Source organism: Paucibacter sp. PLA-PC-4 (assembly GCF_026241155.1).
Lineage (GTDB): Bacteria > Pseudomonadota > Gammaproteobacteria > Burkholderiales > Burkholderiaceae_C > Roseateles_E.
The window spans coordinates 13,743-38,277 of sequence record NZ_JAPFGP010000032.1 but is presented as its reverse complement, the minus strand read 5'-3'; the positions used below and the strand labels follow the sequence as shown (position 1 = coordinate 38,277).

Sequence of the window (24,535 nt, the reverse complement as noted above, 5' to 3'; positions counted from 1 at the left end):
AGCCGGCCCGCTACCACCGAGCCGGCTGCGCCGGCCCCGCACACAATGAAATCGAAATGGCTCTCACACGCTCCACCGTCATTGGCGGATGCGTTCGGATCACGTTGGCTTTGGTTCATGGTCATGGTCTCACCTGAAGAATGAATTGCTGCAAGTACAAGGCTGGCAGCAAGCGGCTACAGGTTTCAAATCTATCAAATCCTACAAATAATGCAAATCTGCCAAAATTGACCCAGGCATGTCCTCGGCCTTTGCAAGCTCTTCTCCCTTGATCGTTGGCCTTAAGCTCGAGGTACTTTGCGGAACGCCGCAGCTACTCCCTCCCCCCCGCGCTAGACCTGTATGGAAAACGACGTCCTGACTACGACTGAAGCTGCAAAGCTACTTGGCATCTCGGTTCGAACCGCGCAGCTGTTGATCGAGGGGGGGGGACTCCCATCATGGAAGACACCCGGCGGCCATCGCCGGGTACATCGCTCCGACGTGGAAGCACTGCTGCCGGACACAAACGCAAATGCGCGTTCACGCTCCGCCAACGTGCTCGTGGTTACGAGCGAGAGCCGTCGGCAGAGCTTTGAGGCTGCGTTTGATCAGATCGCACACGTTTTTCCGCTGTTCAAAATGAGTACTTGGTCAGCAGCAATTGCAGTCGGGGAACGGCTACCCGCCGTCGTCATCGTCGACATAGACGTTTGGGGAAACAGCGGTCTTGGTCTGCTGGAGGCGCTGGCAAATGACGCTCGCTTCAAGGAAGCCAAGCTTGTGGCCTTGGTCTCATCCCAGCAGCAATGCCCACCCGCGCTGCCGGCCCGTGTCTACGCTGTAGCCCTCAACGATTTGAACGGCGTTCTGATGCAGCTCACAGTCGACGAGAAATCTGCAGTCAGCATCGCAGGGGGGGAATTCCCTCTGGCACCCAACGAGTTGAGCCGGCTGCAGGCCGTACAGCGTTCACGTCTCGTTGACACGCCCTCCGAAGCCGCATTCGACAGAGTGACGTGGCTGGCAGCGAATGATCTGAAAAGTCCGATCGCCTTGATGACCATCCTGACCGCAGAACGTCAGTGGTTCAAATCCAGGCAGGGGTTGGAGATGCCGGACACACCGAGAAGTTGGGCCTTCTGCAATCACACAGTGTTACAGAGGGACGTGTTCGAAGTTCGCAACCTTGCAAAGCACGACAGCTTCGCCGCCAACCCTGCAGTCGCCGGAGCCCCACACTTTCTCTTTTATGCCGGCGCCCCTGTCTACGACCCTGACGGTTTCGCGCTTGGCTCGATCTGCGTCATCGACTACCGTCCCCGGCAACTGGACAAGACCCAACGCAAGACGCTGATGGAGCTCGCCGCTATCGCTTCCGACGCTGTAAAGCTACGTGGGGTCTTGTTCAAGCCCTCGCAGACCTGAGGCGCCCGTCTGCAAAGCAAAATCCCAAGAGCTGGACCACGACAAGCTTGGGCAATTGCTTCGCTGCACCAGCGATCACTTCGTTCTGCGCTAACCAATGGCCAAGTAGATGACCAGACACTGGTTCGGCAGCTTGCCAGAGCTGCCTCGTCTGCAACTCCAGGTACCGCCATGCCCCCAACCCCCGTCTCCACTTATCCATCGAGTTCAGCCAGAAGGGCATCCCTCACAGCTGCCAGCACAACAAGCCAGAGTTCCGTTGAAGTCCAAGAATCACATGCCCCCGGTCGGCGCGGTAACGGCAACCTCAGCGACCTAGCAGGCTTGTCAGACTCGCGTCCAGCGCGCCCACCGCAGGGAGAGCCCGCATCTCTGGCCCCGCGCATGGACATCAAGCAATATCTTGCAATCCGGGCTGAACGGAGTAAGAACCTCGTTATCGGCTGCGGCACGACACCAGAGAGAGTCATGATGGGAACGATGCCTGGCACGGCATGTTCACTTGGCAGCGACCACCACAATGATTTCACCGTGGACGTGAGCAGTGATGCTAGCCCCAACCTTACGTTGGACTTCTCGCAGTCCAAGGGGAGCGATCTGCTGGCGCAAGGCAAAGGGCATTTCGATAAGGTCACCTTCGAGTATCTCAACCGTGGTCCTCGGAATCGATTCAGTGAGGCCGAAGTCAAAGGTTGGATCGAAGGTGCGGATACGATGCTCAAGGACAAGTCGGGAGAAATCCTGTTCTATAACGGCGACAGTAGGTACCGCGCACAGGCTCGCTCCGCCATGGAGGAGCGCGGCTACACGGTGACGGACGTCAAGGAAGATCCATCGACGACAAGCCCAAATGGGCACGTCTATTGCAAAGGCAAAAAAGACGATTCGCTTACTTCACAGTTCTGGCGCCTTTTTGGCGGATAAGGTAGGGTATTCGCGGAGCAGGTGTGCCGTGATCTTCAGGAGGTGCCGGCCTGAGTCCCACGGACACCTCCGGCCTCGATCAGCGGAAAACAATTGGACGGGAACGATGACCGAGAAGCAGACACAGCGGGATATGGCACTGCTTGATCGATGCTATTTTTCTCCCCCTCAGCTTCGTTGAAGCGACAGCAGCCCGGCAGCCTTGTCGGACCAGGCAATCGAAAAGCCTGCAGAAAACCCCTGCCTTAACCCCTGCGGGCGTCATCTTGTTCACACTGTTGCTGGCTTCGCTGCGCCAATGATCGATGGCTCGATTAAGGCGGTCGGCGCCAGGGCGGCGCACCTCATCAACAACCGCAAGCTTGCTGCCATATCGGCGACATCCCAACGACATCTCATGGTCGGCGCGTCGGTGCGGGGGCGTGGCACTTGTAGACAAACAAAAGTGGTGCACTTTCGCAGCGCTGCATATCTCTTCGCGAAAGGCACTGTTCATCATGGCGGTCAGGTCGCAGAGTGACCCTTTCTTAGCCCTAGAAGAAAGTGGTCGTGCTGTGATCAAACCTCTGTCCAAGCCAAGTGGCAGCCCTGCACCTGACATGGATGGAACGCTGACAAACCAACGGACAAGTCCCGTAGACGGACGACCTCAGCGATCCGTCCAACGACTTCCAGCGCCGACCGGCAGCACGTCAGGCCTGCCATTGCCCCAGCGCGACAGGGTTGCCCTACCAATCGCTCGGCCGCCTCGGAATCCGCAGCGAGAAGCCGATCGCGCCGCCAGAGAGCATGCAAACAATCCACCGATCGGTCGCCCACCTCAGAATCCGCCGCGAGAAGCCGATCGTGCAGCCAGAGAGCATGCAAACAATCCACCTCTCGATCGTCCGCCTCGGAACCCGCTGCGTGGCCTCAGTCGCGCAGCGTCGACACGGCTAGAGCCGTTGTACTTGACTCCCTTCGCCACTTCGATCAGAGAAGAAGATCTGGAGGCGCAGCGCGCCTTGGAGCGCGAGTACATGGCATGGGCAGGTCCAGCCATAGATCGAAGGGAGGAGGCTCTAGGTAAGGCGACGAACCGTGACCCGCAGCAAGGTGAAGGAGAGGCCAATCCAGCCATCGCATCACCCACACTCCAACAGTCTGTAATGCCTGCAGCGATGGGATTCGTGAAGGGATTCATGCCCTCTCTCGTGCGTTCTACTGTGACGCCCTATGTCTCAGCGGCTGTTTCAACGGCTACTGGTTCCGAAAATGTTGGCCTGATCGTAGGAGGAGCTGTGGGCGGCTTGGCGACGCATCTTGTAGAGCACACGCTCGTCGGTGCCGTCGGACGTCAGGCTCGGAGTAACAATGTGCCTACCTTGGAGAAGGTGGATGTGAAAGCGCTAGTTCCGGACCCTGGTACGGTTCATCTTGAGATCGAGCCTGATGGCCGTAAGCGTTACCGCAGATCACCGCCGCAGGCCGGAGCCGGTGACCAAGCTGGAGTGCCTGTGAGTTCGATCCAAGAAGAGGTCCAGAGTCAGCGGCTGGCGCTCGAACACAGGCAGAAACTGCTATCTGGAAAAAGTCTGGCTGCGCTGTTGCCGCCCTCGGTCACAGGGGGTGCAACCAACTTGCGAAATTTGACTTCAAACGGCCCAACCGACCCGCACCATGGCCTGCTCAACGGGACGTTTTCGGCTGTGGCGAGCGGTATCTCTGATGCGGCCATCGAAGTCGCAAAGAACTTTTCGACAGCAAGCGTCCAGGATTTAGCCGGAGGCACGGAGCGCGTGAATCTGTTTCGGGCCACCACGCCTCATGAAGCTCCTGCGGCAAAGTGGAGCGTGGGCGGCCTCGTTCAATCCACGGTCGCCATCGCGAAAGACACAGCTGACTTGGTGACCGCGCCGATCAGGGGGCCTGAGCGAACCGCACTATTTCGGGATGCCGGCAGAAACATGGCGGCAGGCTCGATCGCAAACGTGGCTGCGGCGTCTGTCAGCAGCAAGTTTTCGTCCGGCCATCAAGACTCCCACGAGCTCGATAAACAGACGACCCCAGGGTTCCCAGCCTTTGCCGAGGGCTTCGCAAGTCGCTTTGCCTGGACGGCGTCACGGGAGCTCATGAAAGATGCAGAGGGTGGCCGCCTTGAGCGACTCGTTGAGGCTTCGCCCGCCCGGGTGAGACGCGATGATGCCCCGGTCTAATTGTTACGACAGAACCTGCAGACGAGTCCTGATGCAGTGGTCGACATCCGTGGGCGCAACGTCGAGGGCTTTGTCGCCAGGATGAGTCCCTGCAAGTACAACCCCGCAGAATTCGGTGGCTTCGTCAAACCGGCCTTGCCTGCAACCAAGCAGTAGCAAGGCACGGCATCCCCAATGCCTGCACCCGTACGCATAGGCGCGCATGCACGGCGCGTCCGACCAATCGTCAAACAGCTGGCGCACGATGCGCCATCCTGGATGCAGCACTGCTCCTCACTGCGGTCCGCGGGTGCCGCCGAGTGAAGGGAATTCCGGGGATCCCACACAAACATCCTTGCGCAGCAACGCCAAGCGTCGCTGCATGCTATCAATCTCAACCGTTTGCCCAGCGATGATTTCTTCGGCCAACTGGCGTGTCGCCGGGTCGCGACCGTGCTGCAACACCAAGCGAGCCATGTCGACCGCACCCTGATGATGGGGCACCATCATGGCTAGAAAGTCGACGTCCGGATTGCCGGTGTAGCCAGAGGCGTGCATGGCCTCCATCATCGCGGCCATTCCCGTGTCCATCTCTTGCTCGAAGCCGGATGACGGAGTCGAAGGCAACGCACCATGGCCGTGGTGGGGTGCGCTGCCCGCCCTCATCACTACCACAGCGGCTACGGTAGCGACGGCCAGGACCGCGAGCAGTGGCGCGAAATGCCGCCGCCGGTAAGCAATCATGCCGTTTGCCCCTTGGCACCGACACGCACATAGACCAAGTTGATGCTCTTCTTATTGCGCAGCGCGCCACTGGGCAAGACCAAATTGCCTAGCGGAATCTGCGCGATAAAGGTTGGCTGCAGCGGTTTACTGATGTCGAAGGCACTGCACACCGTCTGGCCAGCGTTGGGCGTTCCCGGCAGTTCATCTTGCTCATGGGCAACGTACAGAAGTGTGTTCTCGGGGTTGGTCCACAGCCCGTGCGCCTCCCGGCCGTGGCTAAAAAAACTGCCGACCATGCGGCGCTGTCCACGCGTCGTATCGCGATCGATGATCGCAATCTGGCTAGAAGGCACACCGCCAGGGCCTCCGTCGTCAACCCGCGCAAGGCTCGCATAGGTCACGCTGCCACGTGCGTTGCTTACAAACTCGACATGATTTGGTCGCGCACCCATGCCAAGCGGCACGCTGTCAATGAGATCGAATCCACCGATCGTGGACCGCGAAGATAGCGCATCTGCCAGCTTGTGCGAGAACCACACCTCGGTGCCATCTGGCGTTGTCTTCATGAAGGGCGTGAAGCCGGGCTTGTCCTGCGCGCTGATGTCCAGGGTCGTCACGCGTTGCGGCCGACTGTGGCCATCACTGCCCGGGTTCACGCGGAACACATCAATCTGCGACACCTTCTGGCTGGCCACGAAGGCCAGAGTGCCTTCTCGGTTGAACCACACCTGAGCTGGTCCGTTCAACGTCGGCAGGAACTGGCGGATGGCTGTGGAGCCCGGGCTGTCGGCGCCCCGGAGTTGCCGCAAGGCGCGGTCCACGTCGAGGATGGCGATGCGATCTTCGCCGCGCAGCGTGACCCACAACTCCCTACCGTTGCGCGTGAAGGTCGGCTCGTGCGGCTCCCGGCCGAGCAGCAGGCCACTGCTCAAGCGCTCGGGGTTGGTGGTGGGGCCGGCCGCCGGGTTGCGCGTGTTGCCGATCACGCGGCGCTGCTCGGCGTCGATGAGGTAGATGTTGCTGGAGCCACGACCGCTGGTCGCCAGCAGCCGGCCGTCGGGAGACGGTACTGCGCCATGGGCATCGATACAGCCGTGGTACAGCGGTTTGTGGATCATCGCCGCGTGCGTTGGCGCCACGCCAGCGGTGATGTAGCGAAACGGCGGCCGTGGGTCTTCGTCGAAGCTAGTGAGGTTGATCGTGGACTCAACAGTGTTTGTCCTGGGATCGATCACCACCAGAGTGTTGGAGTCTTCGTTGGTAATGAAGACGCGGTCTCGTGGGTCGATGCCGCCAGGCGCAGCCACTCCCTGCGCCATCGCAGCGGGCAGCGAAACGGCAGCGGTCGCTGCGAGAGTCTGCTTCAGAAAGTCACGTCTATCCTGTGTCATGTTAGTCCTCGTATGGAAAGTCAATAGTGGACTTGCGACGCTCGACGAAGTCCGGGCGTCAGGACACGCCCTGACTACCGAGTTCGTGAGCAGCGCTGCAAGTCTTGAGTGCATCCGCGGGTACGCACACCACGTTCACACCGCATCGGGGTAGCAGGGGGCACAAGCCCTTAGGTCGTTGGCTTCGTCCTTGCCTGGCGTCTGACCTCATCGGCAACCGGGTGCAGCAGACTCGGCGGCTCGGTGCCGACCACGCTATACCCCAGCCCCCGGGCCGCCCATGTGAAACCGCCCAAGCTCCCGGAAGACTGCTCCATCATGGGAGCCTCCTTTTCATGGGCCATGGGGCGAACCATCAAGGCCAAACGCGTCCCGTCCGTCCTGTCATAGAAGAAGAGACCGGCAGGGCCATGGCCTGTGGAGACCAACCTGCCGCCCACATAGTGGTAGCCGGAATGACTGAGGTCGGGGATCTCGACTGGCCGCTTGATTTTTTGCGAAACCAAGCTCACTAGCGCGTCCCTGTCGGGCGTTTCGACCGGATCCCTTGCGTACGCGGTGTAGCTGCTGCGCGCCTCCCCTGCCAACACCGAAATCCCACCTGTCGGTTGCCATGCAACGTGCATTTGCCAACCAGTGAAGGTGCCGGTTCCCAGGGAAAGCAGCACGGCCGCCGCCATCTGCCAGCCCCAGGGCTGCGACGTGCGTCGTCGAGCCATTGAGGTCGAGATCTTCAGGCGTGCAGGCACCGGCTCGTCCGCGATCGGCGCAAACGCTGAACGCAGCAGTTGGCGCTGGGCCGCAAACTTCGCAACAACAGCAGCAGCCTCTGGATTGCGGTCCAGATGGTCCTGAACCTCTTTGCGCCGGTCGGCATCCAGCGCGCCGTCGACAAAGGCGTGCAGTTCCTCCTCAACGACAGGAGCAGGTGAAAAATGCGTAGCCATTTACTTTGCCCTTCGCAAAAAGACCTCACCCTGGGGACGAGCCGCGTGAACACCCTCTCCTTCAAGGGCACGCTGAAGGCGCTCTCTACCGCGCGCAAGTCGAGACATCACCGTACCGATCGGAATGCTGAGCGCCTTGGCCGCCTCAGCGTAGGTCAGATCTTCAACGGACACCAGCAAGATGACGCTGCGCTGATCCTCAGGCAACGCAGCCAGTGCCGTCATCAGCTCCCCGTGGCGAACCCTGTGCTCCTGAGGAGCGGGTGCCGACAGCGCCGACTCTTCAACGTCGGCCAAATCAATGTGCAGCCCACGCCTGGCGTCCTGGCGCAACTTGTTGACGATGAGGTTGTGCGCAATGGCAAACACCCATTGCCGGGTGTCTTCTTCGTGCCGCCGTGAGCCCCAGTGAGTGATCACGCGTTCCAGGCAGTCCTGCACGAGATCGTCGGCGACATCTCGATTCCGAAGCATGGCACTGGCGTAGCGACGCAGTGCCGGGATCAAGGGCTCAACTGCTGCGATGAGTTCCATGCCAGTGCTCCGGTTCACTGCCCGACGACCTGCGCCTGGCCAGGTTGAAGTAGCTGGACATCAACCACCTCGGCCGCAAACCAATGGTGCCGAGGCCGTACTGGCTCGGCGCGCAAAGACTGATGAGTCGATCCAGTAGGGTTCAAGGCATGCATGTGTACTTCCAGTTGGCGGGGCCGAACTGCCCTGCATTTCGGTAGACACCCGACTGCACCGATTATTCCGTCAGCATTCCTAATCAATGATGCCCCCACTCGCGCGAGACCGAACGTTCACGTTCAGCCCGCTGACCTCGCGCATGCTTCTTGTCCCGTCCTCACGACAAGATACATGCCCCTTGCGCGTACGCGGGATCCAACGATGTATCCAGCTGCATGCCTGCTGGCAAGCACGTAGAACAACGCCGCGGCAAGCGAAAGAACCCGTCTCGTCCGATTCGAGTCCTTAATCTTCAGCCGGAGAACATGGTCTCCACCAAGCCACTCTAAGGGCCCGTCTTCCTGTAGTTGCCGGGCTTGCCGCCACTTTTAAGATCGACCGGCCGGTGTGCACAAGGACACCGCGCAACTCGGCCGGTCAGGGCCTGACATGGCTCAGCGGCAAGGGCGGAGGCAGTGCATCTCGCCCCCCCGACTGCTCCTGGGCATGTTGGCGCCGTGGACAGGGTTTCATAGGAACCGCCTGCGGCCATCTGCATTCTTGTACCCCTGCGATGACACACCCGCTGCAGGGGATGGACGGCGATGCTGTACCCATCGAAGCAGCCGAACCCCGAGCAGCAGGCCGATGATCACAGCGTAGATGATGGGCTGCGTGAAATCGTTCTTTCCGGCCTTGTGCCACCAGTAGTGAACGACCACGAGCAGCGCGATCAAATATACGAGCCGGTGGAGCCGCTGCCAGTTGCGTCCGCCCAGTGCGCGCATCATGGCGTTGGTCGATGTCACCGCGAGTGGGATCAGCAATAGGTAGGCAGCGAAGCCGACGGTAATGAACGGCCTTTTGACAATGTCATTGGCGATCACTACCCAGTCGAAGTCGAGGTCGATACCGGCGACCGCCATCAGGTGCAGGGTCGCGTAGAAGAACGTGAACAGCCCCAACATCCGCCGCAGCCTCAGCAGCCACGCCCAGCCGGTCGCCCGGCGCAGCGGCGACACTGCGAGCGTTACGCACAGAAGCACGAGCGCCCAGATGCCGAGCGAGCGAACCACGAATTCGACCGGATTCGCGCCGAGTCCATCGGTCGAGGCCAGCCACACGAGCCGCCCGAACGGCGCGAGGGCGAGTGCGAACAGCGCGCTGCGGACGAGCGAGAGTGAATCCGCTGACAGTGATGCCGGTAGGCGCGCAGTCCACGACAGCAACCTCACGTCGGACCCCGGCAGCATCAGTAAAACCTCTGCAGATCCATGCCCGCATACAGCGAGGCGACCTGCTCCGCGTAGCCGTTGAACATCAATGTTGGACGTCGCCGCGAGAAGAGTCCATCTTCGCCGAGGCGGCGTTCGGTCGCCTGGCTCCAGCGTGGATGGTCGTGCGCGGGATTGACGTTCGAGTAGAAACCGTATTCGTGCGGCGCTGATTTCTGCCAACTGTTCAGGGGCTGCTTTTCGACGAAGCGGATGCGGACAATCGACTTCGCGCTCTTGAACCCGTACTTCCAAGGAACAACAATGCGCACCGGCGCACCGTTCTGGTTCGGCAGCACTTCGCCGTACAGGCCGAAGGCGAGTAGCGCAAGCGGATGCATCGCCTCGTCCAGTCGTAGCCCTTCCGTGTACGGCCAGTCGAGCACCGGCGAGCGCTGCCCCGGCATTTGCCTCGGGTCAGCAAGCGTCGTGAATTCGACGAACTTCGCGTTCCCGGTCGGCTCGACGCGTCGGACCAGTGCCGCGAGCGGAAAGCCAACCCACGGCACGACGGCCGACCAGGCTTCAACGCAGCGCAGCCGGTAGACGCGGTCCTCAAGCGGCGCGAGCTTCAGTAAATCGTCGATGTCGAAGGTGCGGGGTTTTCGCACTTCGCCTTCGACCTGAACGCTCCATGGCCGCGTGCGCAGCAACTGAGGCGCGTTCTTCGCCGGATCCCCCTTGCCAGTGCCGAACTCGTAGAAGTTCACGTACTCGGTAATCAGCTTGCGCGGCGTCGGCCTTTCCATCGTCGAGAACGGCCCGGGCTTCGTTGGCAGCCTGTTCCCCGCCGGCGACTGCGCCAGAACGCGCGGCATAGCACCCACAAGCCCGACCGCGGCTGCAGCCTGCAGCAAGTCGCGCCGCCGGCGCCACACGTCTTGCGGCGTTATTTCCGAAGCCGCAATGTCGCGCGGCGCGCTCCAGGGATAGTGGTTCATGGCTTTTCCTTCAGTGCGACTGCAGTAGCGCTGCAATCGGTCATCGAACCCACCCCTCGGTCTTCATCAGTGTTTGGGCCTCCGGGGTGACAAGAAAATCGAGGAACTGCTTCGCCTCCGGATCAGCGCGCGGGGAAAGTGCCACGTTCACGTCTCGCCAGACTTTCCGCTCGGGCGCAAGGGCGACCTCCTCGAGAAGGTCGGCGTAGGTGACGGGCCATTCCGGCCAGGTGATCCACGCGTCCGCGTCGAGATCCTTGAAGGCCTTCAGACTGGCACCCGAACCCTTGCCGAAGGCGACGATGTTGCGGCGAAACGCTCGAACATCATCCAGCCGACCCAGGCGTCCGGCGACGTCCTCCCAGGTACCGGTGCCTGAGGTGTTGGACACTCCTGCACCTTCGGTCACGACGATCTTGACGCCGTTCTTCAGCAGATCTTCGAAGCGCTCGATCTTCATCGGGTTGCCCTTCTTCACTGCGATGATCGTTGGGCGCAGGTAAATCGGCTCGACCTGATCTGACGAGAAGGTCTTGTAGGTTTCCAGGAACGCCGTCATGGACTGTTCCGAGGTGCCCCACAGAATGTCGGCATCGGACTGTGCCTTGGCCGACCATTTGCGCTCCGGGCCGGCGATGATTTCGACGCGCTTGCCGGTCTTCATCTGCCAGGCGTTTGCGACCTTCTGGAAGGCCGTATGCGGACCTCCGGCACCGTAGAGCTTCACCACTCCATCCTTGGGCGCGTGCATGATCGATGGGTCGTACAGACCGCTTTCCTGTGCGTAGACGGATGCCGTCAAGCCCGCACAGGCGATTGCGAGAAGTGCGAAATTCTTCACTCTTGTTCCCCTTGATTACATCCTGATCGGTGCCCTGAGAGGCTGCCCACGGAGCGCGAACTAGCGTTCGAAAGACCCATGGGCAGCTCGTTCTTCCTCAAGACCTGTGGGGCTATGCCGTCATTGCAGGACTGCACCGGAGCCCGTGCCGGCGGTGGCTAGGGCCTCGCCACGCTCGCGTGCGATCTTGGAGACCAGAGCCTTGAAGTCAGGCGACGCGCGCAGCGCCATGTATCGCGCCCGCGCCTGGATGTAAGCGCTGCCGGACAAATCCTGAGACTCGCCGCGATCAAACTCAGCGAGCCCCGAGCGGCGGTAGACCTGTAGATCCGCGAGGACTTCGGCGCGGCTGCCAGACTTCGGCAGGTACTTGCTCACATCCTCGCCGACAGCCTGGCTATCGCGAGCCATGGCAACGGTGCCGATGAGCGTGGCAAACACGGCGAAGGTGATGTTCTTCAGATTCATGGTGAAACTCCTAAGTGGATTGAGAGCGGTTGAAAGAGACGCCCGCCACTCCAGATGAAGGAGCGACAGTGCAGGAGCCGATCGGAAGTTCAGACCCCGACTCGGCCTCTGTACCTGCCTGCGGGGGGCACTCGTGTCGGCCCTGTATCTCTGTAGACAAGGGGAAGGCCCAGTTATTCCGCATTGATGTCGACGCGCGATCAAAGGCGCGCGCCGACTTGGACCGCCTCACAGGCGAGGTCGAACACGGCAGTACAGCGTTAGCCCGGCCTGCAGGCCACGCGAGCCACGATGACGCGCTGCCCAAGTCCGATCGCAGAAGCCATCGCAGCGGCCTCCAGCGCGTGACGCGTGGCCGCCAGTTGCTGCGCCAGATGCCGAGCGGCCGGCTCCCGTCGGTGGACGAGAACCGGCCGCCACTCACTCTTTTCGGGCACCGTGAAGCACCCTCAAGATTGATGCTCAGAACGGCGGGGTCAGTGCCTGGCCATTGCTAGTCGTACTCACGCCGAAGGTGCTCGACACGCTGCCTGTGCGGCCAGCATTGTCGGTCCAGCGCGCCACCGCCGTCACCGTCGTCTTGCCAGCCGGCACGACCAGCGAACCGCCAACCACCCAGCTAGCCGTGGCGCGAACGCCCTGCGGATCGCGCTCGCTGCCGACGATGTTGAACAACGGCGCCAGGTTCTGGCCGGCAGGAGCCGTATTGCCGTTGGGTTGCTTCAGAGGTACGTCAAAACTGAAGTGCAGCCCCGACAAGTTGCGGTTCGGGCCGTTGGCTGCGATCTGGCTACCGTCCACAATGGTGCCGCGTTGGGCATCTGGCTTGCCTTCGCCGTTCTCGTTGACCGCGATACCGGCGCCACTACGGTCGAGTGCGGAGACCTGGATAAACATCAGCGAGGCATTGGCAGGCGGAGTCGGCGCCGCGTCAAGCGGGCCAGTCGAGACGCTCGAACCCGGGCGCGGGGCGATCATCGTCACCTCGGGACCGTCGGCGTCTGGGAGATCGTCTCCGGGTGCCCCCGCTGCTTGTGGCGTCAGCGACTGGCCCGACGTGTTGTCCGACATCACTCGATACACCACGCGATCAGTAGCGACACGACCCACCGCATCGGTCACGCTGGCGGTGATCGTGACGGTGCCTGTACCCGAGGGGAATGACTCCAGCACATGCCAGCCTGCCCACAGCGTGATGCCGGCGCCCGGTGTGTCATCGCTGCCGGCGACGTTGAAAAGCGACGCCAGGTTTGTATCCTTCGGGATGATCGTGCCGTCAGGCTTGATCAGGTCCGTATCGACGGTCACCACCAGCGAGGGCAGCTTCGGGTTTGACTTGCCAAGCAGGCTGGTATTGCGGACGTCCAGGCCCTCCTCGGCGGCAACGTTATGCGCATCTCGCGTGATCACTTCAAGGTTGATCGAGAAGCCCGCACCGTCGAAGCTGCCCGCACCTGGCAAGCCGGCACCCCGCGCGACGGACGCGCCGGCTACAGGCGAGACGATGCGCATCAAAGGCGAGGCATCATCGGCCGCCACACGCAGTTGGCCGCGGATCTCGCCGGCCGGGAACGCAGTGGAATGGGCCGTGTAGTGCAGACCTTCAGCCAGCAAGGCCTTGGCCTGCTCCAGACTCAAGGCCATCGCGCTTGAAGGAACCACCCAGTCGCTGCTGCCGGCCACAGGCTCGAGGGCTACGATCTTGCTCCCGTTGACGCCGGCAGGAGACTGGTGGATCTGCGCCGCGCTGGCGCTGACGCCCTTCAGCGCCAGACGTCCCTGAAGCTCGCGAGTGGTGGGGTCGTAGGTGACGAAGCCACGGCCGACAGCCGCCGAGTTGGTGCTCGGCACCACGTGTGCACCGTCGGCCGTTGCCGTAAAGACTCGACGGCCGATCTGGCCGCGGATCTCCCCACCTGGGTGCGCAGAGCTGTGTGCGTTGAAGTACAGGCGGCCCGAACGAAGACTGGAGATGTCTTCGGGCTTGAGCACGGTGCCAGCTGGCACGCTGTAGTGGCCGTGGCTTCCATGCGACTCGAGCGTGACCAGGATCGCGCCATCGCCGCCAAGCGCGCCGGTGTGGACATGCGCCGCGGTCGCATCAATGCCAGTGAGCTCGACTTCGCCGCTCAGCGCGCCAGTCTTCGCATCGAGCACCAAGCGGCCGATGCCGGATGCCGGGCTCGCCACAGGCATGGTTTCTTGCGATCCGGTCAGCCGCGCGACATAGACCTCTCGCCCGATTTGCCCGCGAATCTCGCCTTCCGGGTGTTCCGCACTATGCACGTTGAGGTAGAGATCTCCGCTGTCCAGCGCAACGAGCTGTTCGGCACTCAATGCCGTTGGCGCCAGCGTCACAGTGTTGCCTGCGATTGCGAGAGGTAAAACAATGCTCCCCGTGGCGCCGGGCGCTGCCGCATGGATGTGCGCTGCCGTCGGGATCAGTCCATCGACGGCAACGGTAGCGCTAACGGTGCGCGTTGCACGGTCCAAAGTGAGCGTTGCCTTCCCGAGGGCAGCAGTCGCCACTGCGGCCGGCGCCTCCTGGTCTCCGGTCAACGTAACCTGGAAGGTCTCGGGCGGCGCGGCTTCGCCGCCGCCTCCTCCGCAGGCCGCGAGGCTCGCGACAAGCAGGCCGATGGTGGCGGCCCGCCAAGTGACAAATGACAAGACTTGCATGGATTTTCCTCATTGGGTGGTCAAGGGCAACGCCGGCCGATCGCGACACCGGGGTTTGAAGTGCGAGCGCAGCCCAGGCAGGTGGCCCCGTCCTTGTGGGACAAGATCGGTGTTTCTTGGGGGTCGCAAAGGCGTTGACGCAAAGCCCCACGTCCTTATTCCTGGCGCATCGGACCAAGCTCAGGCCGGGATGCGTCCCGCTTCACAGAGGATTACCATGGAGTGGGCGATGGCTCCCTACGTCCAAGGGGGGACGATCTCCCTAGCCAACGATCTATTCACCAGCCTCGAACCAGCCGCAGCCATGAGCACCTGGGATGAGCAGCTCAAAACTCTGCGGGCTCGCAAACTTAGGCATGGTCGATCCTGCGGGGCCGATACAGTGGGACTGCCCAGTGGCTCTCGTGCGCACCTGGCCACACTGATCGACGCGAGCCGCGGCTCACGCACCGCCTGCGAAAGCCAGCGCTGTCGCCGGTCTTGAACAAGCCGCTGTTCCGCAGCACCAGCCAGGCTGGGGCCCGCCGTGATCGGCGTCGCGCTCTGGCGGTTCATCTCGGCCAACGTCGAGCTGACCCGCCAGTACTGGACCGTGGGCCAGCGCATCCAGGTCGAGCTGTTGAAAGGCGAGCGCGCCGCCTACGGCGCAGGCGTCGTCAGCGAGCTGGGTACGCGGCTGGCCAGCGAATTCAGCCGTGGCTTCGAGTCCAACAACCTGCACCGCATGCGTCAGTTTGCCCGGGCCTTTCCCGAGGCCGAGATTGTCGCAACGCTGTCGCGACAATTGAGCTGGAGCCATATGCTGGGGCTGCTGCCCCTCAAGAGCGCCCCCGCCCGGCAGTGCTAAGCCGTGCAATGCGCCGAGCAGGCTTGGAGCGTGCGTGAGCTACGCCGCCAGGTCGAACGCAAGGCCGTCGAGCGCAGTGAGACCTCCAGCGCCCAGCTCGGCGCGGCGCCGCTGCCGACGCCTGCTGCTGCCCAGGTATTTAAGGTCCCCTACTTGCTGGACTTTCTCGGCCTGAACCAGGACCACGAGTAGACCGATTTGGAGTCCGCCATCCCGCGCCAGCTCGAAGCCTTCATACTGGAGCTGGGCCGAGGTTTTGCCTTTGTGGAGCTCAAAAAAACTCCTGGTCATCGGCGGCAATGACTACTACCTGGATCCCCTGCGGTTCGAGGACCCTGTCCGCTTTGCCCGGCTCCGAAGGGAGTTCGCCATCTCTTCGACAGTCACATGTCTTGTCACGATGCGGGAGCGCCCGAGAACGGTACGGCCTTGCACTTTCCCTTGCCCTGGACGTCCTATTGCAGGCATAGCCCAGCAGTCATCCGGAGACGCGTAGGCGCTCGCCTGGCGTCAGATCTACAACGATGCCTGGATCGATCGAAGGTTCACAGCGCCTTGACGCCACGCTTTCCGGCCGGCGCCGGCAAGCGCCAGCCACCTGACGGCGGGTTGACGGCGGCATGATCGCTGCCATCAAGCAGTCCCACTATTTGGGCAGCAGCTCCACCCCGTCCGCGCGCTCGCGCACGGCCAACCCATGCAGCTCGGCCACTGCCCGCGCGAAGCCAACGTTGTCGCCGGTCTTGAACACCCCGCTGATCCGCAGGCTGCCCAGCGCGTCCGTACTGGCCACACGGATCGGCATCGCGGCATAGCGGTTCATCTCGGCCACAGCCTCGAGCAGCGACACATCGTCGAAGATCGCCTCTCCGCGCTTCCAGGCCAGCACCTGGTCCACTTGCGGCCTGTCCATCTTCGGCTTGGGTAACGCTCCCGCCTGACCACGAGGTCGCCCGGCAACGCGCAGGCGCTGCCCCGGCACCATCTCCACGGCCGGCACGAACTCGGTAGAGGGCGAGCCTTCTGCCGCGCCGCGCACCACCACCCTGCCCTCGACCAGCGTGATGTCCAAGGCATCTGGACGGCCCTCGATGGCCGGCGTGTAGCGCACCACAAACGCCGTGCCCGTGGCCGTCACCTCCGAACCCGCTGCTCGCACGACAAACGGCCGGCTCGCGTCCTTGGCCACCTCGAACAGCGCCTCGCCGCCGAGAACCTCCACGGTGCGCCGTGAGGTTCCAAGCTCAACCTTGACCCGCGTCGAGGTGTTCATCGACATGCGCGTGCCGTCCTGCAGCATCACAAGGCGCTGCTCGCCCACGCCGGTGTCGTAGCTGTCCCCGCCCCACCAAGGCCCGAAGACCAGCACACCGGCCACAAGCATCGTCGTCAGTGCCGTTGCAAGGGGCCATGGCTTGAAGCGCCGCCCTTCCCTTGCAGCCGGCTCGGGGCGTCGGTCTGCCGCCGCACGCGCCACCGCCGCCCGGTCTACGCCCGCCGCCTCCATCCACAGATCCGTCCCGCGCTCGAAGGCCAGGCGATGTGCGGCAGATTTGGCCTGCCAGGTCCTGCATTCGCGCTCCATGAGGTGGGATCGGTGTGGCCCGTGCAGCCGCGCAATCCACACTGCCGCCTCGGCTGCGATCTCCTGGGTCACCAGGGGCTCGGAGCCTTCCTCTGCACTGCCCCGCTCCTCCTTCGAACGCACGCCTACCAGTCCTTCATCAAGGTGATGAGCTGCATCGTCGCCTTGGCAACGTGCTTCTCCACCGTGCTGATGCTCAAGCCCTGCTGGTCGGCGATCTCCCGGTAGGTCAGGCCATCGACACGGTGAGCCAGGAAGATCTCGCGTGGCTTCTCGCCCAGGCGGCCCAGGCATTGCTCCAGCCGCGCCAGCCGTTCCCGGCCCAGCACCACCGATTCAACAGGCGGCGCGTCATCCACCAGGATGACTTCCTCCAGCACCACTTGCTCGCCGTGCACCACCCGCGCCCGGTGGGCGTCGATGGACAGATTGATCGCGGTGCGCATCAGGAAGGCCTCGGGCTCCAGCACCACCTGCTCTCGCTCGTAGCTGGCCAGACGTGCAAAGGCCTCCTGGATGTAGTCATCGGTCTCCTGGGTCGTCCCACGGCGCCTGAGCACCGAACGGATGCGGGAGAAGACCGCAGGCAATTGCTTCTTCATGATGAACCCTCCCAGGGTCAGTGGCCCAGTGACGCCAAGCCGGCTGCATCGGCGCCGACAACACGCCGCCTGGGCCGAGCCAACCCAGACAGCATGGAGAACTTGAGCCGCAACTCGTCCCGAGACAGCGTCTGAATCACGAACGACACCGCCGCGGCAACATCGGCAAAGGGACCATGGCGAGCCACGGCGCGGCGCAAGCCATGCCCCAGCTGCTCCAGGTACTCGTCGCCTGCGCGCACCAAGGCCCGGCGATGAGGGCGCAGCGCATAGAACGGCCGAAGCCCATCAAGCACCTCGGGCCAGTTGGGCGCCAACACGGTCGCCCTGCCCGGCCCTGAACCAGCCAGCAGGCGCTCCAGCGCAAGACGAGCTGCACGAACACCCGAGGCCTCGCGGACGGTACGCCGTGCTTCAGCGCGGAGCCCACCCAGGCTGGAAGCAGCAGGCACATCGCCCTGACCCAGAATCCGCTGGAACGGTGGCAACACCTTGATCCCCGGGCACACGGTCTGGGCATCAGCATCGGACGCACACAGCAGTGAGATCTTGTCGACGCCCCGGCAGTCAAGGTCATCCCAGACGCCCAGCGCTTCCCAGTCGCTGTCTGCCAGCACGCCTACCGCCCAGGTCACCTTCTGGTCGTGCGAAGCTCCATCGACAGGCATCACTTCGACATGCTGTTCATCGAAATCAGCACTGGCGTAGCGCCTACACAATGGCACTAGTTGCCGAGGATCTACGCCCTCCGTTTGCCCCACTGGACACAACCGTAGAACGCCCCGATTCCTCGGGGCTTGTCCAGATCGAGTGCTTCGCATGACTGCCCCAACCGGCGAGGAAAGGCATGCCGGCAGGCAAGTGTACGGCATATATGCCGTGGCCAACTAGACGTATCCGCGGAAATGCTATGGCTTGTGACCAAAGCCCTTTCCTCGCCCAAGACGCCGTCGGTCCGACCGTCTCCGCGCGCCGATTCTTTTGACCCCGTTGTAGCTGTTGCCTGCGGGTCGGTGTTGCGAGCATGGCGGGTGGAAAGAGGCATCGCCCAGGACGCGCTGGCGCTTCAGGCAGGAGTCGACCGCTCCTACTACGGCAAGCTCGAACGCGGAGAGCGCCAGCCGTCGTTATCCGTTCTGCTCAAGTGCGCCTCTGCATTCGGTCAACCTGCGGCAAGCCTAGTGGATGCAATCGAACGCGCAATAGGACGTGCGAGCAATGTCACTTGAGGATGAACACAGGTGCCCTTGCTGTTCTCGGCGTTGTCGACATCGGATGCGGCCCTGCGGCATTCCCCATGGCTGTTAGACCGGAGGCTGTTTCCGACCGCCGCAACAGGTCGAAAGAGGCAGTTGCATCGCACTGAATCGAGCGGCATCAAATTTCAGGAACAGGCTGTGAGCAGCCGGTCGCCACTCCTGAAACTCATCGCGACACGAGCGCTGGATTCGATGCCCATCAGCGGTCATTCACCAGGGCCGGCGATCGACCCTGAACCGACATTCGCGGGGCTGAACTCGACGCTCAAAAGCGGCCGGTGATGGTGGGTGCGGCGGCACCGTCTCGCGATGGGCAGTGAGGTCGTGCTCGCGGCCGGCCTCTTCGCTGCGGCCATCCGCCCGTACTGGCCGCGCAGGTGGAGCTCGCGCGGCTGGTCGTAACCCACACCTGGCTGATCAACGGTGTTGCCGGTCTGCTCTACAATTGGCTGCTATGGCACCGGCACCTAGAGGCGGCTATGGCCGCCCATGCCGCCACGCACCCGGCCCGTGGGCATGGCACGCAGTCGCACCCTGAAGTCGGCCCCCAATAAGACCAACGACGAGCAGGCATGGCGACCGCTGAACGCACCGACTTCATCGATCGCCTGCGCGTGGTGCTGACCCTGCTGGTGATCCTTCACCACACGGCCATCACCTATGGCGGCAGCGGGGGTTGGTTTTACCGCGAGGTTCGCGACCCGGGCACGGCCTCGAGCCTGTTGTTGACGATGTTCTGCGCCGTGAACCAGTCGTTCTTCATGGGCATGTTCTTCCTCCTCGCAGGCTATTTCACCCCGGCGTCGCTGGCACGCAAGGGCTTGCGCGCCTTCGCGCGCGACCGCGTGTTGCGGCTGGGTCTGCCGCTGCTGGTCTTCGGCTTCGTCCTGGGTCCGCTGACGGTGGCGCTGGCCGACGTTCGGGCAGGCCGCGGCTTTGCCGACGCCTGGCTTGAACAGCTTGCCGGGGGCACCTTCGTGATCGGCCCGCTGTGGTTCGCATGGGGTCTGCTGATCTTCTCGCTGGCTTTCGTGGGCTGGCGCCTCGTTCGGCCCGAACCCGCGCCCGACCCTGCACGGGCGTTGCCCTCGTCCCTGGCATGGCTGGCCGCGGCGATCACGGTAGGTGCGGCCGCGCTGGCGCTGCGGCAAGTCGTGCCCGTCGGGCAGGACGTGTTCGGCCTGCAACTGGGTTACTTCGCCTCCTACGTCTTTCTCTTCGGGCTCGGCGCCATGGCATGGCGGCACCGCTGGCTTGAGCGTGTGGATCGACGGAAGGCCGTAAAGTGGGGCTGGGTGACGCTGGCCACGATGCCGATCCTTTTTGTGGCAGCGGCCCTGGCCGGCGGACTCGAAGGCAAGCCTGTCAACTTCAGCGGCGGTCTCGGCATGCCCGCAGTGGTGTATGCGTTCTGGGAGCCTATGGTCGCCTGGGGGATCATCGCTGGGCTGCTGGTGGTCTTCCGAGCGCGCTTCAATCGGCCGAGCGCCCACTGGCAGGCGTGGAGCGGCCAGGCCTATGGCGCGTTTATCGTGCACGCGCCGATTCTGGTCGCGCTCGCAGTGGCGTCGGCGAACTGGCCGCTGCCGCCGCTCATTAAGTTTGCGGTCATCGGTAGCGCCGGCGTGCTCGCATCTTTCATGGTGGCGGCGATGCTTCTGAAAGTGCCTGGCGCACGGCGCGTGCTCTGACGTGGGCAGAGGACACTGCACCCACATGCCGCTGCGACTCAGCGCTGTGGACGTTCAGCAGGCGACGGCGAAGCTGCCGTTCGCAAGCACCCGCTCGTGGCCGGGTCGAGCCCGCCAGCTTTCGGAATTGCTCGCCCTGAAGCGGCCGTTCAGGACGCGATCTTTGAGCGACTGCTCTCAGGCGATGACGTTGGCGGAGCGGGCACCCGCACCCGGCCAGGAGCAGCCGGCCGCCGCAGGCAGCTTCTGGGCATCTTGGCTAGCCATGTTCGAGCCGCAGTCGAACATGGATGGTAATCATCATCCAAAGCCTGGTCCTGGAAGCGCCGGTTGAGGCGCGCAGGCCGTCAGGTGGGAGAATCGTTTTGTCGATCTTAGTCGTCACTTCGCATGACGATTGCAGGTCTTCACGAACTGCATCGGCCCGTCCATGTAGTTCTGTCCTGATCGCTCCTTCCAAATCTTCTCAAACAGGGGGCGGTAAGTGTTGTTCAGGCCTGTGATGTCGCTGACAAAGAAGTCGCAGGCGAGCTTCTCGTCGCAGACGCCCGCCTTGACGCATCCGGCGAGGTTCATGTAGAGGTCGACAAGCGTAAGTACGTGCTCGCGCAGCCCATGCTTGGACACAAAAGCATCAAGGGCGCTGAGTTCGTGGGGCGGCTTGAGGGCGGCGATCAGCTTCTTGTCGAACTCGTCGCGCAACGCCTTGTCCAGCATCACGGCATTCAGCGTCGTATGCGCCTTACCGATGTGCTCGGACTGCGATCGATCGACGTACTTGAGGGTCTCTTTGCTGCGCGCATCGTCAACCGCTGACGTGTATTGCAGCAGCGTAACCACCCCGGCGACCAAGGCCAGCAGGAGCGTCAGCTGGTCCTTGTTCGTGCCGGCCCAGGCCCACACCCCTTTGATCCTCGCGAGCGCTGCAGATGCCATGAGACTCCCGTTAACTGGTCGGGCAGGGACGAGGGCATTGATTGTCAGCCTCGCAGGTATCCTTCTTCTTGCAGGAGTCCTGGTTTACCGAGTAGGTAGCTTCCAGCTGCTTGCGAAAATCCGTGGAAGCAGCGAAATCGGCAACCAGACCCAAGCGATCCATATCTTTCTTGAACTGCGAGTCCTCCGTCGCCTTCTTCGTTGCCGATTCGAGGCTTTCAATGACACCCTTCGGCATCTCTGGCGGCCCGAACAGCCCGACGAACCCGAAAGCAGTGCCAGGTCGGTCCAGCTTGAAGTCTGATGCTTCATGGATCTGTATGGCCGGGAGCATATAGGAAGCGACTACCAGGGGCTTGGGCACTATGGCCACTGTTTTTTTGCCGGATGCAACGAGGCGCAAGACGTCATCAATCGGGCTCTGCGCGGAACGTCTAACACTGAAAGCCGGCAATCGGAGCCCGGCCAAGATCCGGGGCGCCTGGCGTCCAAGGAGAAGGACTTCGGGGCCGCCCTTGATGTCGGCAAGCGACTTGAGGGTCAGCCCTTTGGTAGTGACGAGTACGTAAGGCACGGAGACGATCCGCGCGATCGGTGTTAACTTTTGTCGAAACGCAATGGCCGCGTCATTGGTAATCAGGAGCGTGGAGCCATCCCGGGCGCTATTCTTGACAGTAATGACCCCGCCCTCCCCCGTGCTGATTTGATACTGGATCGCGCGGCGTTTCAACGGGATGAGCAACTGAGGGCCGATTCGTCGGGCCACCGTGTCTTCAATGTCGCCTGCAGGGCCGTCAATGATCAACAAAGCCGGTTGATCGTTCCCAAAGGGTTGCGCGCGCTCAGGCTTTGCCAGTGCGGCAACGCATCCGATCATGATGTGACGTCTGGTAGGCACAGTATTCCTCCGGTCAATGGCGGAAAGTGCAATCGGAGGAGGTGGGCGTCAACCCCATAGTTGGGGATGAATCGGGGTGGCGGCGGAAGTATCGAACGGTTGCACCGGCTAGCCGTGTTTTGCAGCGAACAGCTTCGCCACACGCTGAATATCCACGTTGACCGGCAGCTTTCCGACAGAGAGTTCGGGAGGACGAACGCCTGCAACGGGTCGATTGCCGGCCCTCGCCAATGACCGCTGACCGGCGCCCAATCTCGCGCCCAGGCCACGTCTAGGTTGCCCAACGTCGAGCGGCCGCTGCCGCTGCAGAACCGAAGTTGGGCTATCCGCCAGACTCCCTGTCTCCTTGTGAATAGCGACTGGGTGATTGCCCGACATGCCGGGAGAAGGCCACGCTGAAGCTGCTCGTCGAGCCATATCCGACGCGTTCGGCTACCTCGGCGACGGCCAAGCGATCCTTGCTCAGCAGACCCTTGGCAATCTCCATGCGCCAGCCGAGCAGATAGTCCATCGGTGCGGTGCCCACGGTACGTGTAAAGCGTTCGAAAAATGCCGAGCGGGACAGTGCGGCGATTTCTGCCATTTGAGCCACGGTCCAGGGGCGAGCCACATCCGCGTGCAAGTGCTGGAGAACCGGAGCCAGACGCACATCCCCCAGCCCGCGCAGCAGACCGGGAGGCGCACTTCCCGCTGTCGTCCAGCGCATCGCTTCGATGAGCAGCATGCCGACGAGATGCGACAGCATGAGGTCCTTGCCCGGCTTCGGGTCTTCGTACTCCTCGCCCACCATGGGCACCAGCTGGGCCAGCCGTTGCGACCCTTTCACGTGGACCACCCGCGGCAGCAGGGCAACGAGCAGCTTGGGGTCGGCGCCGTCGAACAGGAAGGCGCCACCCAGCGAGCGCATGTCCGGCTCGCCGTCCAGCTCGCCGTGGCGCCGCTCGCCATTGCCACCGGGCACGAGCTTGGGGTCGATATGAACGGTCGGCGCGGGACCGAAGCTGGAGATCGTGAACGGCGGGGTAGACGGCAGGAGCACGAAGTCGCCGGCGCTGAGCGTCAGCGGCTCGTGCCCGTTAACCGCCAGCAGGCAGCTGCCCTCCAACATGATGCAGAAGCTGGGCTGGCCATATTCGGCGTAGCGCACCGCCCACTCGCCCTTGCCGCTGATGAGGTTGGCAAAGACAGCGCGAGGCCGCATCAGCCGGACTACCTCCGCGAGCGGGTCACTCATGGCTCGAATCTTCCATGGACTGGACGATGGCTAAACAAAATAGGATATTCAACTGTATCGAGTCCGGTTTCACATCGGTATCGTGAGGTCTTCTTTAACCCCATCACAAGGGCCTCGATATGAAAACCGTACTGATCACCGGCTGCTCCTCGGGCTACGGCCTTGAAATCGCACGCCATTTTCTCGCTCAGGGTTGGTGTGTCATCGCCACCATGCGCACACCCCGCGCCGATCTCCTGCCGGCGTCGGACCGCCTGCGCCTGCTGGCACTCGATGTAACCAAGCCAGACAGCATTGCAGCGGCCATCGCGGCCGCCGGCCCCATTGACGTGCTGGTCAACAATGCCGGCATCGGCGTCGTGGGCGCCTTCGAGGCGACGTCGCTGGACATGGCACGCGAGGTGTTTGAGACCAACACCTTTGGCGTGATGGCCATGATGCAAGCCGTCATCCCGCAATTCCGCCAGCGTCGCGCGGGCGTCATTGTCAACGTAACGTCCAGCGTGACCCTGGCGCCGATGCCCCTGGCCGGCGTGTACACGGCCAGCAAGACCGCAATCACCGGACTGACCGGCTCGTTGGCCTTCGAACTTGCAGCCTTCGATGTGCGAGTCAAGCTTGTCGAACCGGGCTATGCCCCTACCACCCGTTTCGCTGAGAACGGGGCTGCGCGCATCCAGGGACTGATCCCGGAGGCCTACGTGCCCTTCGCCGGACCCATCTTCGCGGCATTCGCCCAGCCGGCGGCCGTCACGACCGAGCAGGACGTGGCTAAGGTGGTCTGGCAGGCCGCCAACGACACCTCGGAACGCCTGCGCTTTGCAGCCGGGGCGGACGCCGTCGCCCTGGCCGACGCGGCCTGACTCGCCGTAGCGCCCCACGTAGAGCTGATGATGGCATCTCGATTCACCGTCGTCGGCACGCTGGTCGCCAGCTCCCGTCAGCGCTTGACATCTTCGGCTGCGCCAGCAATCGCGACGGGGCCCCGTCGGCATTGAGCCCCGCCTGCTAACCGACGTCGCGCCGGTGAGCAACGCAG

At 62.8% G+C, this 24,535-nt stretch carries 24 protein-coding genes and 1 pseudogene; 10 read left to right on the top strand and 15 right to left on the bottom strand.

The annotated features are described in order from the left end of the window. Positions 1-342: 342 nt before the first annotated feature. The 4 genes and pseudogenes from OOZ63_RS29345 to OOZ63_RS27860 form a co-directional block, all read left to right on the top strand. Positions 343-438, top strand: a pseudogene (locus OOZ63_RS29345) (helix-turn-helix domain-containing protein); the annotation flags it as partial. Between the two features lie 45 nt (positions 439-483). Then, on the top strand, positions 484-1,407 hold the full coding sequence (locus tag OOZ63_RS27870; protein WP_416234795.1) for a GAF domain-containing protein: 924 nt from the start codon (positions 484-486) through the stop codon (positions 1,405-1,407). 384 nt (positions 1,408-1,791) lie between these two features. Further along, complete coding sequence (locus OOZ63_RS27865) at positions 1,792-2,331, top strand: hypothetical protein (protein WP_266009006.1); 540 nt, start codon at positions 1,792-1,794, stop codon at positions 2,329-2,331. Positions 2,332-3,281: 950 nt separating this feature from the next. After that, positions 3,282-4,526 (top strand): hypothetical protein, encoded by a 1,245-nt coding sequence (locus OOZ63_RS27860; RefSeq protein ID WP_266009004.1) that lies wholly within the window; start codon positions 3,282-3,284, stop codon positions 4,524-4,526. Positions 4,527-4,799: 273 nt separating this feature from the next. Here the strand turns inward: OOZ63_RS27860 and OOZ63_RS27855 are convergent, their stop codons facing one another. From OOZ63_RS27855 to OOZ63_RS27815, 9 genes are all read right to left on the bottom strand, one after another. Then, the gene (locus OOZ63_RS27855) at positions 4,800-5,249 is read right to left on the bottom strand and encodes a DUF305 domain-containing protein (RefSeq protein ID WP_266009002.1); all 450 of its coding nucleotides are present in this window, start codon (positions 5,247-5,249) and stop codon (positions 4,800-4,802) included. Beyond that, positions 5,246-6,550: a YncE family protein gene (locus OOZ63_RS27850; RefSeq protein ID WP_266009000.1), complete on the bottom strand. Its 1,305-nt coding sequence runs from the start codon at positions 6,548-6,550 to the stop codon at positions 5,246-5,248. Before OOZ63_RS27850 ends, OOZ63_RS27855 begins: the two co-directional genes overlap by 4 nt. Positions 6,551-6,792: 242 nt before the next feature. Continuing rightward, the gene (locus OOZ63_RS27845; protein WP_266008999.1) at positions 6,793-7,569 is read right to left on the bottom strand and encodes an anti-sigma factor family protein; all 777 of its coding nucleotides are present in this window, start codon (positions 7,567-7,569) and stop codon (positions 6,793-6,795) included. Continuing rightward, positions 7,570-8,103: a sigma-70 family RNA polymerase sigma factor gene (locus OOZ63_RS27840; RefSeq protein ID WP_266008998.1), complete on the bottom strand. Its 534-nt coding sequence runs from the start codon at positions 8,101-8,103 to the stop codon at positions 7,570-7,572. Positions 8,104-8,771: 668 nt separating this feature from the next. Further along, positions 8,772-9,494: a sulfite oxidase heme-binding subunit YedZ gene (locus OOZ63_RS27835; protein ID WP_266008997.1), complete on the bottom strand. Its 723-nt coding sequence runs from the start codon at positions 9,492-9,494 to the stop codon at positions 8,772-8,774. Further along, positions 9,494-10,456 carry a protein-methionine-sulfoxide reductase catalytic subunit MsrP gene (gene msrP / locus OOZ63_RS27830; RefSeq protein WP_266008996.1) on the bottom strand — a complete coding sequence of 321 codons (963 nt, stop codon included), beginning with the start codon at positions 10,454-10,456 and terminating at the stop codon, positions 9,494-9,496. The genes OOZ63_RS27835 and msrP overlap by 1 nt, the downstream gene beginning before the upstream one ends. A 40-nt stretch (positions 10,457-10,496) precedes the next feature. Next, on the bottom strand, positions 10,497-11,297 hold the full coding sequence (locus tag OOZ63_RS27825) for a substrate-binding domain-containing protein (RefSeq protein ID WP_266008995.1): 801 nt from the start codon (positions 11,295-11,297) through the stop codon (positions 10,497-10,499). A 120-nt stretch (positions 11,298-11,417) separates the two neighbouring features. Continuing rightward, positions 11,418-11,765, bottom strand: a complete 348-nt coding sequence (locus OOZ63_RS27820; RefSeq protein ID WP_266008994.1) for a hypothetical protein — start codon at positions 11,763-11,765, stop codon at positions 11,418-11,420. Positions 11,766-12,227: 462 nt separating this feature from the next. Continuing rightward, positions 12,228-14,444 carry a CHRD domain-containing protein gene (locus OOZ63_RS27815; protein ID WP_266008993.1) on the bottom strand — a complete coding sequence of 739 codons (2,217 nt, stop codon included), beginning with the start codon at positions 14,442-14,444 and terminating at the stop codon, positions 12,228-12,230. Between the two features lie 526 nt (positions 14,445-14,970). On the opposite strand from OOZ63_RS27815, the gene OOZ63_RS27810 reads away from it, so the two are divergent. Both OOZ63_RS27810 and OOZ63_RS27805 read left to right on the top strand, forming a co-directional pair. Continuing rightward, positions 14,971-15,291, top strand: a complete 321-nt coding sequence (locus OOZ63_RS27810) for a DUF1016 N-terminal domain-containing protein (protein WP_266008992.1) — start codon at positions 14,971-14,973, stop codon at positions 15,289-15,291. Positions 15,292-15,321: 30 nt separating this feature from the next. Further along, positions 15,322-15,483 (top strand): hypothetical protein, encoded by a 162-nt coding sequence (locus tag OOZ63_RS27805; RefSeq protein WP_266008990.1) that lies wholly within the window; start codon positions 15,322-15,324, stop codon positions 15,481-15,483. 454 nt (positions 15,484-15,937) lie between these two features. On the opposite strand, the gene OOZ63_RS27800 is transcribed toward OOZ63_RS27805, so the two are convergent. From OOZ63_RS27800 to OOZ63_RS27790, 3 genes are read right to left on the bottom strand one after another with little or no spacing between them, the layout of a single operon-like run. After that, complete coding sequence (locus tag OOZ63_RS27800; protein WP_266008988.1) at positions 15,938-16,999, bottom strand: FecR family protein; 1,062 nt, start codon at positions 16,997-16,999, stop codon at positions 15,938-15,940. A 2-nt stretch (positions 17,000-17,001) separates the two neighbouring features. Further along, positions 17,002-17,478 carry an RNA polymerase sigma factor gene (locus OOZ63_RS27795; protein ID WP_266008985.1) on the bottom strand — a complete coding sequence of 159 codons (477 nt, stop codon included), beginning with the start codon at positions 17,476-17,478 and terminating at the stop codon, positions 17,002-17,004. 17 nt (positions 17,479-17,495) lie between these two features. Further along, complete coding sequence (locus OOZ63_RS27790) at positions 17,496-18,146, bottom strand: hypothetical protein (RefSeq protein WP_266008983.1); 651 nt, start codon at positions 18,144-18,146, stop codon at positions 17,496-17,498. 237 nt (positions 18,147-18,383) lie between these two features. Here OOZ63_RS27790 and OOZ63_RS29340 point away from each other — a divergent pair, with 237 nt between their 5' ends. The 3 genes from OOZ63_RS29340 to OOZ63_RS27780 all read left to right on the top strand — a co-directional run bounded on the left by OOZ63_RS29340 (position 18,384) and on the right by OOZ63_RS27780 (position 20,428). Further along, positions 18,384-18,707 carry a helix-turn-helix domain-containing protein gene (locus OOZ63_RS29340; RefSeq protein WP_416234794.1) on the top strand — a complete coding sequence of 108 codons (324 nt, stop codon included), beginning with the start codon at positions 18,384-18,386 and terminating at the stop codon, positions 18,705-18,707. 12 nt (positions 18,708-18,719) lie between these two features. After that, positions 18,720-19,019, top strand: coding sequence for a hypothetical protein (locus OOZ63_RS27785; RefSeq protein ID WP_266008981.1), 300 nt, complete (start codon positions 18,720-18,722; stop codon positions 19,017-19,019). 290 nt (positions 19,020-19,309) lie between these two features. After that, positions 19,310-20,428 carry an acyltransferase family protein gene (locus OOZ63_RS27780; protein ID WP_266008979.1) on the top strand — a complete coding sequence of 373 codons (1,119 nt, stop codon included), beginning with the start codon at positions 19,310-19,312 and terminating at the stop codon, positions 20,426-20,428. A 381-nt stretch (positions 20,429-20,809) separates the two neighbouring features. On the opposite strand, the gene OOZ63_RS27775 is transcribed toward OOZ63_RS27780, so the two are convergent. From OOZ63_RS27775 to OOZ63_RS27765, 3 genes are all read right to left on the bottom strand, one after another. Then, a complete protein-coding gene (locus tag OOZ63_RS27775) occupies positions 20,810-21,364 on the bottom strand; it encodes a hypothetical protein (protein ID WP_266008977.1) in 555 nt (184 codons plus the stop codon). Positions 21,365-21,374: 10 nt separating this feature from the next. Further along, entirely contained in the window at positions 21,375-22,241 is an 867-nt protein-coding gene (locus tag OOZ63_RS27770) for a hypothetical protein (protein ID WP_266008974.1), read from the bottom strand. A 343-nt stretch (positions 22,242-22,584) separates the two neighbouring features. Then, the gene (locus OOZ63_RS27765; protein ID WP_266008971.1) at positions 22,585-23,496 is read right to left on the bottom strand and encodes an AraC family transcriptional regulator; all 912 of its coding nucleotides are present in this window, start codon (positions 23,494-23,496) and stop codon (positions 22,585-22,587) included. Between the two features lie 119 nt (positions 23,497-23,615). Here OOZ63_RS27765 and OOZ63_RS27760 point away from each other — a divergent pair, with 119 nt between their 5' ends. Then, positions 23,616-24,359, top strand: a complete 744-nt coding sequence (locus tag OOZ63_RS27760; protein WP_266008969.1) for an SDR family oxidoreductase — start codon at positions 23,616-23,618, stop codon at positions 24,357-24,359. Positions 24,360-24,535: the final 176 nt, after the last annotated feature.